9 protein-coding genes are annotated in these 13,033 nt (G+C 72.7%); 4 read left to right on the top strand and 5 right to left on the bottom strand.

From position 1 onward, the window contains the following. Window positions 1-128 precede the first annotated feature (128 nt). Together ACFTZA_RS05975 and ACFTZA_RS05970 are read left to right on the top strand one after the other, a co-directional pair. On the top strand, window positions 129-2,915 hold the full coding sequence (locus ACFTZA_RS05975; protein ID WP_378191817.1) for a LamG-like jellyroll fold domain-containing protein: 2,787 nt from the start codon (window positions 129-131) through the stop codon (window positions 2,913-2,915). A 131-nt stretch (window positions 2,916-3,046) separates the two neighbouring features. Continuing rightward, a complete protein-coding gene (locus ACFTZA_RS05970; protein WP_378191815.1) occupies window positions 3,047-6,958 on the top strand; it encodes a LamG-like jellyroll fold domain-containing protein in 3,912 nt (1,303 codons plus the stop codon). Window positions 6,959-7,201: 243 nt separating this feature from the next. Here the strand turns inward: ACFTZA_RS05970 and ACFTZA_RS05965 are convergent, their stop codons facing one another. The 5 genes from ACFTZA_RS05965 to ACFTZA_RS05945 all read right to left on the bottom strand — a co-directional run bounded on the left by ACFTZA_RS05965 (window position 7,202) and on the right by ACFTZA_RS05945 (window position 11,115). Continuing rightward, complete coding sequence (locus tag ACFTZA_RS05965; RefSeq protein ID WP_378191813.1) at window positions 7,202-8,611, bottom strand: L-serine ammonia-lyase; 1,410 nt, start codon at window positions 8,609-8,611, stop codon at window positions 7,202-7,204. Window positions 8,612-8,633: 22 nt separating this feature from the next. Beyond that, window positions 8,634-9,281: a DNA-3-methyladenine glycosylase I gene (locus tag ACFTZA_RS05960; protein ID WP_378191811.1), complete on the bottom strand. Its 648-nt coding sequence runs from the start codon at window positions 9,279-9,281 to the stop codon at window positions 8,634-8,636. Window positions 9,282-9,369: 88 nt separating this feature from the next. Further along, complete coding sequence (locus ACFTZA_RS05955) at window positions 9,370-9,702, bottom strand: winged helix-turn-helix domain-containing protein (RefSeq protein WP_378191809.1); 333 nt, start codon at window positions 9,700-9,702, stop codon at window positions 9,370-9,372. Continuing rightward, complete coding sequence (locus ACFTZA_RS05950; RefSeq protein WP_378191807.1) at window positions 9,699-10,166, bottom strand: hypothetical protein; 468 nt, start codon at window positions 10,164-10,166, stop codon at window positions 9,699-9,701. The genes ACFTZA_RS05955 and ACFTZA_RS05950 overlap by 4 nt, the downstream gene beginning before the upstream one ends. A gap of 76 nt (window positions 10,167-10,242) precedes the next feature. Then, entirely contained in the window at window positions 10,243-11,115 is an 873-nt protein-coding gene (locus ACFTZA_RS05945; protein WP_378191805.1) for a TetR/AcrR family transcriptional regulator, read from the bottom strand. A gap of 107 nt (window positions 11,116-11,222) precedes the next feature. On the opposite strand from ACFTZA_RS05945, the gene ACFTZA_RS05940 reads away from it, so the two are divergent. Next, entirely contained in the window at window positions 11,223-12,176 is a 954-nt protein-coding gene (locus ACFTZA_RS05940) for an ATP-binding cassette domain-containing protein (RefSeq protein WP_378191803.1), read from the top strand. Further along, complete coding sequence (locus tag ACFTZA_RS05935) at window positions 12,173-13,024, top strand: ABC transporter permease (RefSeq protein WP_378191801.1); 852 nt, start codon at window positions 12,173-12,175, stop codon at window positions 13,022-13,024. The genes ACFTZA_RS05940 and ACFTZA_RS05935 overlap by 4 nt, the downstream gene beginning before the upstream one ends. Window positions 13,025-13,033: the final 9 nt, after the last annotated feature.

The raw sequence follows: 13,033 nt of genomic DNA, 5'->3' as shown, positions 1-13,033 counted from the left end.
GAGGACCACGGCACCGGTAGCCGTCAGCGACGAGATGCAACGGGGCATCGGCGCGACGCGTGCTCCGGCACGGTCGCGCAGCGTCCCGCACCCACGCCGTGCTCCCAGTCCAACGATGGAGGAAGATCGTGTCACTCACGAAACACCGGGTCGCGTCGGACCGACGACGTCGACCTGCCGCGGCCCTCGCCGCGCTCGCCGTCGCGGCACCGCTCGCCCTGACGGCCACGGGCGTCGGCCTCACCGCCGGCGCGGCGTCCGCCGCACCGGGGCCGGACGACACCCTCGTCGTCGAGGCCGACCAGCCGTTCCGCGACGTCTCGTACGTCGCCACCGGCTCGCTCTACGGCATCGCCGACGAAGGCGTCCCGTCCGACGAGCTCATCGCGCCGATCAAGCCCAACACCTTCATGCAGATGCCGCCGAACGGGCGGCAGCAGCCGACCGGCGACACCGCGAAGGTGTGGCGGACCGCCGCCCGGCACGACGCGGACATCGTCGTGCGCATCATCGACTACTACCCCGGCTGGCCCTACCAGTTCAGCTGGGAGAACGTGGACGGCCGCAAGGCGTGGGAGGACGTCATCCGCGACGTCGTGGCCGACGTCGAAGCCTCCGGGGCGACGAACGTCGTGGCGTACGCGCCCTTCAACGAGCCGGACATCACCTGGCGGGAGGCCGAGAACGGCGACTTCCTGGACGCCTGGAAGTTCACCTACGACGTGCTCCGCGAAGAGGTGGGGCCGGACGTGCCGATCCAGGGCCCCAGTTTCTCGGACAACATCAGCCGGATGCGCGAGTTCCTCGAGTTCGCCAAGGAGACGGACACCGTGCCGGACGTGCTCGAGTGGCACGAGCTGATCCGTGCGTCCAAGACGAAGGGCGACGTCGAAGCGGTGCGCGCCATGCTCGACGAGCTCGGCCTGCCCGACCTGCCGATCGACATCGCGGAGTACGCCTCGCCCCAGGAGGTGGGGCTGCCGGGCCCGCTCGTCGGCTACATCGCCGAGTTCGAGCGCCACGGCATCGACCGCGCCGAGCTCGCGTTCTGGAACCAGTCCGGCACGCTGGGCGACCTGCTCGTCTCGCGCGGCGGAGCACCCAACGGTGCCTACTGGCTCTACACCTGGTACGCGGACATGGAGGGCCGGATGGTCACCACGACGCCGCCGTCCGACGAGAGCCCGCTCGACGGTGCGGCGTCGGTGAACGACGCGAAGGACGAGGTGAAGATCATCGCGGGCGGCAACAGCGGCGCCACCTCGATCGTCGTCAACGGTCTCGACGAGCTCGCGCTCGGAGACTCCGTGAACGTCACGCTCGAGACCACGCCGTCCTACGGGCGCACCGTGCCGACGCCCGGTCCGATCACCATCTCGGAGACGACCTACGAGGTCGGCGAGGACGGATCGATCACGGTCCCCGTCGTGATGAACCCGAACTACGGCTACCACGTGGTCGTGACCCCCGCGGCGGAGACGCAGAGCCTGGCGGGCACCTACACCCTCACCAACCGCAACAGCGAGCTCGTGCTCGACACGGCCGAGGGCGGGACGGCGGCCGGGACGCACGTCGTGCAGGCGGGCGCCACGGGCGGCGCGACGCAGGTCTGGCACGTCGAGGACGCGGGTGAGGGCCTCTACACGATCGTCAACGACGCGAGCGGTCTCGCGCTCGGTGTCGAGGGCGCGTCGACGGTGAACGGCGCACCGGCCCTCGTGCAGGAGGACGACGGCGCGGAGTCCACCCTCTGGCAGCTCGTGCCCGACCCAGAGGGCCGGGTCCGGCTCGCCAGCTACGGAACGGGACTCACGCTCGGCGTCCGGGACATGAGCACCGATCCCGGAGCGCCGGTGGTGCAGTGGACCGACGGCTCGCCGACGTCCAACTGCACGGCCGACGGAGATCGTCAGCCCGGCAGGATCGGGACCGCGATCGACTTCTGCAGGAGCAGCTCGTACGTCACCCTGCCCAACGGGACGCTGAGCGGCCTGACCGCCGACTGGTCCGTCTCCACGTGGATCAAGCCCGGCGCGCTCACGACGTGGTCGCGCGTGTTCGACCTCGGCGCGAACTCCAGCAGGAGCATGTTCCTCACGGTCAGCGCGGGCAGCGGACCGCGTTTCGCCATCACGTCGAGCGGGGCCGGCGGCGAGCAGCGGCTGAGCTACAACGGCCAGAACTTCGCTCTCGACCAGTGGTCCCACGTCGCGATCACCGTCTCGGGCACGTCGGGCACGATGTACATCAACGGTCAGCCCGTCGCGACGGGCACCATCACGACGTCGCCGTCGGCACTGGGCGACACCACCGACCGCAGCTACCTCGGCAAGTCGCAGTACGGCGGCGACCCGGCGTTCGACGGCGCGATCGACGACTTCGCGATCTACGGCCGTGCGCTGTCGGCGCAGGAGGTCACGGCGCTCGCGTCCGGGGAGCCCGCCGAGGGCGACGTCCTGCACTACGCGTTCGACGAGGACGGCGGGGCGACCGTCGTCGACTCGTCGGGCAACGGCCGGGACGGCACGGTCACCGTAGGCGGCAGCGCGGGCGGGACGACGACCGCGACCGACGAGGACACGGCCGACAGGTTCTGGACCCTCACCCCGGTCGACGCCGCGCCGGAGCTCTCGGCCGACGTCGTCGCGCAGCCGCGCTGCCTCGTCGGGGCGCCGTACCTCGCCGTCCGTGCCCTGAACACCGACGAGGTCCCGCTCGACGTGGCCGTCTCGTCGCCGTTCGGGAGCCGGACGTTCACCGGCGTCGCCCCTGGCTCGAACGCGTACCAGTCCTTCCCGGTGCGCACGCCGGCGCCCACGGAGGGCGTCGCCATGGTGACGGTGAGCACGAGCGACCCGCAGGACGACCGCGAGCGGACGTTCGAGGTCGCCTACGCCGCACCCGCCTGCGGCTGACGGTTCGCACGACCACCGGTGTGACCGGGCCCTGCGCCCGTCAGGCGCAGGGCCCGGGCACACCCGGCCCTCGAGCCGCACGACCCCACGCAGCGCGCTGCGGCGCGCGACGACCAGAGAGGTACTCGACGATGAGCACGACTTCCTCGCGGCGCTCGCCGCGACGGACAGCGGTCGCGCTGTCCACGACCATGGCGCTCACGGGCGGCATGCTCGGCGGCGCGCTCGCGCTGCCGGCGTCCGCCGCGACGCCGGAACCCGACCTGCACTACACGATGGACGACGTCACGGGGACCACGGTCCCCGACGCGTCCGGCAACGGCCTCGACGGCACGGTCTCCGGGAGCACCGCCGTGGTGGACGCCGAGGACGGCGGCACCGCGCTCGACCTGCCCGGCGGTTCCGGCGGCGGCTACGTGACGATCCCGCGCGGCGCACTGGCCGACGCGACCGACCTCACCGTCTCCGCGCGCGTGCGCTGGGACGGCACGGGCGGCGCCTGGCAGCGCGTGTACGACCTCGGGACCAACACCTCGCGCTACCTGTTCACGACGCCGTCGAACGGCGACGGCCGCCTGCGGACGGCGGTCACGACGAACGGTGGCGGCGGCGAGGCGCAGGTCACCGGCTACGGCCCGCTCGAGGCCGGCGACTGGGTCACCCTCACCACGACGCTCGACACCGAGGCCGACCGTGTCACGACCTACCTCGACGGCGTCGCCGTCGCGTCGGCGCCCACGACGATCGCGGCGCGCGACCTGCTGACGTCGGGGGCGACGTCGGCCGGGTACATCGGCCGGTCCTTCTACCCCGACCCGCTGTTCGACGGCGCGGTCGACGACTTCCGCATGTACCGGTCGGCGCTGACGGCCGCGCAGGTCGCGGAGCTCGTCGGCGACGAGGTCCCGACGGCGACCGGGCTGTCCGACGACACGTTCGAGGTCCGCACCACGGTCGGGGTCGCGCCGGAGCTGCCGGAGTCCGTCCGCGGGTCGTACTCCGACGGCTACGACCGTCAGGTCCCGGTCGTGTGGGACGACGTCGCCCCCGAGCAGTACGGGGCCACGGGCACGTTCACGGTGTCCGGCGACGCCTCGGGGACACCGGTCACCGCGGAGGTCACCGTGCACCGCGGCGAGCTGCGCGTCGACCTCGGGACGAACACCGGCGACTTCCTCGGTGGCGCCTCCGGTCTGCTCTACGGCCTGTACGGCGAGGGCATGCCGACGGACAACCTCATCGAGGGCATGAACGTCCGCACGGTCGCCACCAAGGCGCAGGACGGCGCCCAGCACCCGGGCTCGGACGCTCTCGAGGTCGTGAAGCCGCTCGCCGACGCGACCGACGGCGACGTCTACCTGCGCGTGACCGACTACTACCGCGGATTCCCGTACCAGTGGCCCGGTGACACCCCGGAGGAGAAGCTCGCCGACTACGCGCGCGTGCTCGACGACCAGCTCGCCAAGATCGGCGAGCTCGAGCCGGAGTACCGCGACAACATCGTCATCGAGCCGTTCAACGAGCCCGAGGGCAACATGTTCGGCACGGGGCAGTGGAGCCTCGACGGCACGTCGTGGCTGAACGACCCGACCGACTACTTCGCCGCGTGGGACGAGACGTACCGCACGATCAAGGCCGCGTACCCCGACATGCGCATCGCCGGCCCGGGCACGAGCGTGCTCTACAACCAGGTCAAGGGCTTCATGGAGCACACGATCGAGGCCGGCACCGTGCCGGACATCATCACGTGGCACGAGCTCACGCACCCGCAGGCGATCCGCGAGTCGGTCGAGAAGTACCGCGACTGGGAGGCGGAGGTCTTCGAGGGTACGGAGTACGAGGGCACGGAGCTGCCGGTCAACGTCAACGAGTACGCGTTCAACTACCACACGTCCGTGCCCGGCCAGATGATCCAGTGGATCTCCGCGATCGAGGACTCGAAGATCGACGCGATGATCGCGTTCTGGAACATCAACGGGAACCTCTCGGACTCGGCGGTGCAGCAGAACCGCGGCAACGGCCAGTGGTGGCTGTACAACGCGTACGCCAAGATGAGCGGCCACACCGTCGAGGTCACGCCGCCGTTCCCCGGCGAGAACTACACGCTCCAGGGCGTCTCGTCGCTCGACGAGGAGCGCGCCGTCTCGCGCACCATCCTCGGCGGGGCCGACGGCGCCGCGCCGGTCGAGCTGGTGAACGTGCCGGGCGACGTGTTCGGCGACGAGGTCCGGGCGTTCGTGCGCGAGATCCCGTGGACGGGCCAGCTCGGTGACTCCGAGCAGCCGCGCCACCTCGCCGAGCTCACGCTGCCCGTGGTCGACGGCAAGGTCGTCGTCGAGTTCGACGGCGAGACGCTCCCGCAGCTGCGGGAGTCCTCGGCGTACGAGATCGTCGTGACGCCCGCGGGCGCCGGCGACTCGACGTCCTCCACCCCCACGCTCTGGCAGGGCAGCTACGAGGCCGAGGACGCCGCGCACACCGGCAGCGGCTACACGCGCAACGGTCCCGAGGGCTCGCCGTCGGACGTCGGCAAGTTCTACACGTCCGGCGGCTACGACGTCGGCGGCCTGCGCACCGGCTCCGACGTCGTGCTCGACTTCGAGGTCACCGTCCCGCAGGACGGCACGTACGACCTGTCGGTGTTCGCGAACAGCCTCAACACGTACGGGCTCGTGCAGGAGCAGGGGCCGACCAACGTGTTCGTGCGCGTCGACGGTGAGCAGGAGCAGGAGATCTTCCTCCCGCTCGGCTACAAGTGGGTCGTCTGGGACCACGCCGACACGACCGTCGACCTGACGGCCGGCACGCACACCATCTCCCTCGCGGCGCAGAGCACCGCGGGGAACGGCGCGACCCAGGGCGACGCGCTGATCGACCGCATCACCCTCGAGCTCGCCAACCCGGACGCGACCACCGCGGTCTACGAGGCCGAGCTCGCGACGTCCGAGGGTGGCGACGCCGTCTACACGGCGCCGGACGGCGTCGAGGCCGGAGAGATCTCCGGCTCGGGCGGCGTCGAGCTCGGCGAGGGCGAGACGGCGACGTTCTGGGTGTACGGCGAGCGCGACGCGGAGGCGACGCTCGGCGTCGACCTGCTCGGCGCGGGCTCCGGCACGCTCACGGTCAACGACCACGACGTGGTCGACCTCGCCGACGGCCACGAGGTCGCCGCGCACCTGCAGGGCGGCGTCAACGAGGTGGTCGTCACCGGCGGTGCGGACGGGCTCGTGCTCGACCGGCTCACCGTCGCCCCGGGCGAGGGCGTCCTGCCCACGACCGACTACCAGGCGGAGGACGCCGACCTCACCGGGTCCGCCGCCGTCGTCGACCTGTCCCTCGCCGAGGGCGGTCAGGCCGTCGCGGGCGTGGGCGGCGAGCCGGGGAACGACAGCTCGCTGACGTTCACCGTCGACGCCACCGAGGCCGGGTCGCACGCGGTCGTGTTCCGCTTCTCCAACCCGGAGCAGGTGGACGGCACGCACTACAACCCGAACCCGGTCGCGCGGCACGCGGACATCTCGGTGAACTCCGGCGACGCGCAGCGTGTGCTGTTCGTCCCGACGTTCCACGAGAACAACTTCTGGGAGCGCACGGTCGTTCTCGACCTCGCCGAGGGCGAGAACACGATCTCCCTGCGCTCCGAGGAGGCCACCAACTGGGACGGCGAGACGTACGCGTCCGAGACGTGGCCCGCGGACTACAACCTGCGGGCCGACGAGGCGCCCATCGTCGACCGCATCACCGTCTCGCCGCTCAGCGCGACGGCGTCGACGCCCGCCAGCCCCGTCGAGGTCACGGTCCAGACCCGCTGCCTCGCCGGCAGGGCGTACCTCGCCGTGCGCGCGACCAACACGTCCGACGCGGCCGTCCCGGTCGAGCTCTCGACCGCCTACGGGTCGAAGGCCGCGGACGCCGTGGCACCCGGCAAGAGCCTCTACCAGGCGTTCGCCGTCCGCTCCACGGACGTCGAGGCCGGTGAGGCCACCGTCACCGCCGGCGGCGTGACCACCACGCACGCCTACGAGGCGAGCACCTGCGGCTGACCCAGCCGCCGAACACGACGTTGGTGCCGTTGTCCGCGGGATAACGGCACCAACGTCGTTCTGGGCGCGGAGGACAGGCCGGCGAGCCGGCCGGGCCGCACGAGCGGGGCAGGGGGTGGGACGTGCCGGGTCGTGGTGGGCCTGGCGGGAGCGCCCGAGGAACGAGGGCGCGGATGGAAGACCCGGCACGTCCCACCCCCTGACGCGCGGACGTCCGCTGCGCTTGCTCCGCTGCGCTCCGGCTCAGCACTCGATGACGTTGACCGCGAGGCCACCCGTCGACGTCTCCTTGTACTTCGTCGACATGTCGACACCGGTCTGGCGCATGGTCTCGATGACGGTGTCGAGCGAGACGACGTGCGAGCCGTCGCCCTGGAGGGCGAGCCGGGCGGCAGAGACGGCGGTGCACGCCGCGATGGCGTTGCGCTCGATGCACGGCACCTGCACGAGCCCGCCGACCGGGTCGCACGTGAGCCCGAGGTTGTGCTCCATGGCGATCTCGGCGGCGTTCTCCACCTGCGCCGGCGTGCCGCCGAGCACGGCGCACAGCGCGCCCGCCGCCATGGAGCACGCGGAGCCGACCTCGCCCTGGCAGCCTGCCTCCGCGCCGGAGATCGAGGCGTTCCGCTTGTACAGCGCGCCGATCGCGGCGGCCGTGAGCAGGTACGTCCGCATGGCCCGACGGCGTCGGCCGTCGTCGGCGGCGACGTCCGGGTGGGTGCGCAGGAAGTGCCGCCCCACCGCCGGGATGATCCCGGCGGCACCGTTCGTGGGGGCCGTGACGACACGGCGCCCGTCGGCGTTCTCCTCGTTGACCGCCATCGCGAAGGCCTGCAGCCACTCGATCGTCGTGTCCTCGCCACGCTCGTCGGCGGCCTCGAGCCGCTCACGCTGCGCCCGTGCCCGACGGCGCACCTTCAGCCGACCTGGCAGGACGCCGTCGCGCTCGAGGCCGGCGTCGACGCACGCGCTCATCGTGTCCCAGATGCGGTCGACGCCGGCTTCGACCTCCGCGGCGGGCCGCAGCGCGATCTCGTTCTCCCAGGCGACCTGTGCGACCGGCAGTCCTTCGCGGTCGCACAGGTCGAGCAGCTCGGCGGCGTTCGCGAACGGGTAGGGGACGTCGTCCGTGTCGACGGCGCGGTCCGCGGCCTCGGCGTCGAGCGCCGCGTCGATCTCGTCGGCGGTGAGGACGAACCCGCCGCCGACGGAGTAGAACTCCTGCTCGACAAGGGCCGACCCGTCGGCGTCGAGCGCCGTGAAGCGCATCCCGTTGGGGTGCCCGGGCATCCGCGTCAGGGGAGCGAGACGGACGTCGGCCTGCGCGACGACCACCTCGTGCCGCCCGAGCAGCGGCAGGCGGGCACCGGCGCCGAGCTTCTCCCATCGGCCGGGGACGAGGTCGGGGTCGCACGTCTGCGCGTCGAGCCCGACGAGCCCTGCCACGACGGCGTCCGGCGTGCCGTGACCGACACCCGTCGCACCGAGCGACCCGCACAGCACCACCCGGAGCCCAGCCACGCGCGCGAGCTCGTCACGCTCCGCGAGCCCGGTCACGAACGCCTTCGCCGCACGCATCGGCCCGACGGTGTGCGAGCTCGACGGGCCGAGGCCCACCGAGAACAGGTCGAGGACGGAGACGTACGGGCTCATGGCCCCATCGTCGCACCCTGTCTCAGGATGTGGGCGCCGTGCGGTGGTGGCCCGTCACGACCGGGCACGTCGCGAGGTGGTCGTCGACGACGCCGCACGCCTGCATCGCCGCGTACGCGGTCGTCGGTCCGACGAACCGGAAGCCCTCCTTCTTCAGCGCCTTCGACAGCGCGACCGACTCGCTCGTCCACGACGGCACGTCGGTCCACGTCCGCGGGCGCTCGTCGCGCGGGGGAGGGGCGAAGGACCAGAACAGCTCGTCGAGCGTGCGGCCGCGCTGGTGCAGGGCGAGCAGCGCGCGGGCGTTCCCGATCGTCGCCTCGATCTTCTGCCGGTTGCGGATGATGCCGGCGTCCGCGAGGAGGCGGGCCACGTCGTCGTCCCCGAACTGCGCGACGACCTCCGGGGCGAACTCGGCGAAGGCCGCACGGAACGCCGGCCGCTTGCGCAGCACCGTGATCCAGGCGAGCCCGGACTGGAACCCCTCGAGGGCGAGCCGCTCGAACAGGGCCTGCTCCCCGTGGACGGGCAGGGCCCACTCGGTGTCGTGGTACTCCTCGTACAGCGGATCGCCGTCGCCGAAGCAGCGGGCTCCGGGCGGGGGAGCGGCCGGGGCGTCGTCGGGCGCGGCGAGCGGCGTCGAGGGCTCGGCGGGGACGTCGGTGGTCATGGCGTCACTCTGCCCCGGGCGGCCGACACCCGACCACCACCCGACGAGTCCTGTGGAGCGGACCGGCGTCGACCGGGACTGTGGACGGTCAGGCGTCGTCGTCCGGCGCGTCGACCGTCACCGCGGCGATGGCCCGGAGCGCGGCGAGGTGCGCGGTCAGTGCGGTGCGGCCCGCGGCCGTGAGGTGCACCCACGTCCGAGGCCGACGCCCGACGCGGTCCTTCGCGAGGGAGACGTAGCCCGCGCCCTCGAGCGCGGACAGCTGCTTGGACAGGGCGGAGTCGCTGAGCTCGACCGTGTCCCGCAGGCCGCGGAAGTCCGCCTTCTCGACGCCGGCCAGCGCGGCGACGAGGGAGAGTCGTACGGGGGACTGCAGGAGCTCGTCGAGGTCGTGGCGCGGGTGGTTCGCCGCGGGTGTCATCGCGCGTCGTCCGGGACGCCGGTGGCCGACGCGACGTCGGTCCGGGAGGGCCACCAGGCCGCGGCCAGCAGGGGGACGGCGCTGACCACCGCGGCCGGCACCCAGTAGCCCGGGGCGCCCTCGAAGGCGGTCAGCCCGACGGCGAGGATCACGCCGTACGTCGCCGCCCACAGCCCGGCGCCGATGCCGATGCGCCGGCCCGCCGCCGCCACGGCGAAGCCCTGCCGGCGAGCCCAGGTGACCCCGATGGCGACGAGTGCGCCCCACACGGAGAGGGCGACCACCATGCCCGCCGTCCCGCCGAGGCCGATCGCGGCGACGAGGGCGGCGCTCGCGACGGCCCACCCGCCGAGGTAGACCCGCACCCACCGCCACGCGGCGGCACGGGTACGCGTCGTCAGCTCGGCGGCGCGGGCGAGCTGGGCACGAGGGTCGGGGGCGTCGGGCGATCCGTGGGTGTTCATGTGTGCCATCTCAGCACACACTTTCCGCCGTGGCAACTGTGTGCCGGTGTGACAACCTTCTTCCTGTCGGTCCGTCTCAGCGCCGGGAGGCCAGGCGCTGCTCGACGAACGTGGCGACGCCGTCGAGCACGATCTGGAGGCTGACGCCGAAGTCGTCCTGCCACCCGTCCTCGTGCCGTGGGCCGTCCGGCGGGGGCGGGCTCGTGGCGAGCGCCGCGAAGAGGTGGGGGTAGGTCTCGGGGCTCGCGAAGTGCTGCAGCACCGTCTCGAAGTCGTAGAACGGGTTGGCCCGGTCGAGCGCGCCCGGGTCGAGCTCTGACTCGGGGGTGCTCTCGGGCAGCCCCTGCTCACGGCGGACGGCGTCCGCCGCCGCGCGCCGCGTCTCGACCTGCACCCGGCCCTCGCCGAGCACGTGCTGCGCGAGCAGCCCGATGATCTGCAGCTTCTCGTCGGCCGTCAGGTCGAGCTCGCCGAGGATCTCGAAAGCTGCGTCGATCCATCGGGCGCGGTTCGGCCCGAGCCGGACCGTGGGCAGCGGGAGGTCGATGAACCACGGCCGGGCGAGGATGCCGTCGACCTGCGCGCGCGTCCACGCCTCGAGGCCTGCCCGCCAGTCGCCCTCGGGGTACGGGGGAAGGGCGAAGTCTGCCGCCGCCGCGTCCGCCATGAGCGCGAGCAGCTCGTCCTTGCTCGCGACGTACCGGTAGAGGGCCATCGACGAGTAGCCGAGGGACTCGGCGACGCGGGCCATGGACACCGCCTCGAGCCCTTCGGTGTCGGCGACGTCGATCGCCGCGCGCACCACCTGGTCGACGCTCAGCGCGGGCTTCGGCCCGCGACGCCGGGGCGCGCCGCGGCCCCACAGCCGCTGGAGCGTCGAGGGCACGTGCGCGTCGCCGGTGCCGTCGTCCGTCGACGGGCCGGCTGCCGTCGTTCCCTCGTCCGTCATGGCGTCATCCTCTCGCGGGCCTTGACCACCGTCGAAACAGTGTCTAGCGTAAACAGCGCGGTTACTCACATAAACAGTTTTGCGGTTACGCGACTCGAAGGAGCATCATGTCCCCACCTCTGGTCGAGGCGACCGGCCTGCGCAAGAGCTACGGCAGCTCGCGCAAGCCGGTGCGCGTCCTCGACGGCGTCGACGTCACGCTCGCCGAGGGGGAGGTCCTCGCCCTGCTCGGGCCGAACGGCGCCGGCAAGACGACGACCGTCCGCATCCTCTCGACGCTCCTGCGTCCCGACGGCGGCACCGCCACCGTCGCGGGGCACGACGTCGTCCGCGACGCCGCGCGCGTGCGGGAGGTCATCAGCCTCACCGGCCAGTACGCCGCCGTCGACGAGAAGCAGTCGGGGCGCGAGAACCTCGCGATGATGGGGCACCTCGCGCACCTGCCGCGTCGTGCCGTGGGCGGTCGGGTCGACGAGCTGCTCCACGCGTTCGACCTGGTCGACGCCGCCGACCGCCGCGTCGACACCTACTCCGGCGGCATGCGCCGCCGCCTCGACCTCGCCGCGGGCCTGCTCACGCGGCCGCGCCTGATGTTCCTCGACGAGCCGACGACCGGCCTCGACCCGCGCAGCCGGCAGACGATGTGGGAGGTGGTGCGCCGCGTCGTCGCCGACGGCACGAGCCTGTTCCTCACCACCCAGTACCTCGAGGAGGCGGACCAGCTCGCCGACCGCGTGGCCCTCGTCGACGACGGTCGCGTCGTCGCGGAAGGAGCGCCGGCCGAGCTCAAGCGCCGGGTCGGCGACGCCGCGGTCGAGCTGACGTTCGCCTCCGCGGACGACGTCGCGCGCGTGCGCCTCGTGGGCGCGACGGCGGACGGCCGCGCGCTGCGCGTGCCCACCGACGGGTCCGTCGAGCACGTGCGCGACGTCCTCGCTGCAGTCGCGGCGTCCGGGGTGGAGCCCGAGCGCTGGGAGGTGCGCGAGCCGACGCTCGACGACGTGTTCCTCACCCTGACCGGGCACGCCGCCCGGACGACCGACGAGGAGGCCGCAGCATGACCGCCCAGACCCTGCGCGCGCCGTCGGGCACGCGGACGCGACGCCCCGACGCGGCGCCCCGGCCGGGGCGGCACGTGCTCGCCGACGCCGGCACGATGATCGGCCGGTCGCTGCGGCTCGTGCGCCGCGAGCCCGACGAGCTCATCCTCGCCCTGGTCCTGCCGGTGATGCTCATGGTGCTGTTCGTGTACGTCTTCGGCGGCGCGATGTCCGTCGGCACCAACTACATCACCTACGCGACGCCCGGGATCATCCTGCTCTGCGCCGGGTACGGCGCGTCGAACACCGCCATCGCGGTCGAGCAGGACATGTCCGGCGGCATCATGGACCGCTTCCGGTCCATGCCGATCGCGAGCGCCACCGTGCTCGTCGGCCACACCGTCGCGAGCGTCGTGAAGAACCTCGTGACGACGGCGGTCGTGCTCGGCGTCGCGCACCTCATCGGCTTCCGGGCCGACGCGACCGCGCTCGAGTGGCTCGGCGCCGTCGGCGTGATCGTCGCCTACATCCTCGCGATCACGTGCGTCGCGACGTTCGTCGGCGTGCTCGTGCGCTCGCCCGCCGCGGCCGGCGGGTTCGGCTTCTTCATGCTGTTCCTGCCGTACGTGTCCAGCGCGTTCGTGCCGCCCGGCACCATGCCCGAGTGGCTGCGCGGGTTCGCCGAGCACCAGCCCGTCACGCCCGTCATCGAGACGATCCGCGGCCTCCTCGTCGGCCTCGGCAGCGACGCGCAGCCGGTCACGGACCTCGGGTCGACGGCGGCGCTCGCCCTCGCGTGGTGCGCGGGCATCGTGGTCGTGTTCCTCGCCGGTGCGGCGTGGGTGTTCGCGCGGCGGCGCCGGCGGTAGCGCCGCCGG

The sequence above is a fragment of the Cellulosimicrobium sp. NPDC057127 genome (genome assembly GCF_042670945.1).
Lineage (GTDB): Bacteria > Actinomycetota > Actinomycetes > Actinomycetales > Cellulomonadaceae > Cellulosimicrobium.
This window is presented reverse-complemented; position numbering and strand designations above follow the sequence as displayed.

Excerpts from the sequence above, each read along its gene's own strand:
- ACFTZA_RS05970 (WP_378191815.1), top strand. The coding sequence starts at position 3,047 with ATGAGCACGACTTCCTCGCGGCGCTCGCCGCGACGGACAGCGGTCGCG.
- ACFTZA_RS05965 (WP_378191813.1), bottom strand. The coding sequence starts at position 8,611 with ATGAGCCCGTACGTCTCCGTCCTCGACCTGTTCTCGGTGGGCCTCGGC.
- ACFTZA_RS05960 (WP_378191811.1), bottom strand. The coding sequence starts at position 9,281 with ATGACCACCGACGTCCCCGCCGAGCCCTCGACGCCGCTCGCCGCGCCC.
- ACFTZA_RS05955 (WP_378191809.1), bottom strand. The coding sequence starts at position 9,702 with ATGACACCCGCGGCGAACCACCCGCGCCACGACCTCGACGAGCTCCTG.
- ACFTZA_RS05950 (WP_378191807.1), bottom strand. The coding sequence starts at position 10,166 with ATGAACACCCACGGATCGCCCGACGCCCCCGACCCTCGTGCCCAGCTC.
- ACFTZA_RS05945 (WP_378191805.1), bottom strand. The coding sequence starts at position 11,115 with ATGACGGACGAGGGAACGACGGCAGCCGGCCCGTCGACGGACGACGGC.
- ACFTZA_RS05940 (WP_378191803.1), top strand. The coding sequence starts at position 11,223 with ATGTCCCCACCTCTGGTCGAGGCGACCGGCCTGCGCAAGAGCTACGGC.
- ACFTZA_RS05935 (WP_378191801.1), top strand. The coding sequence starts at position 12,173 with ATGACCGCCCAGACCCTGCGCGCGCCGTCGGGCACGCGGACGCGACGC.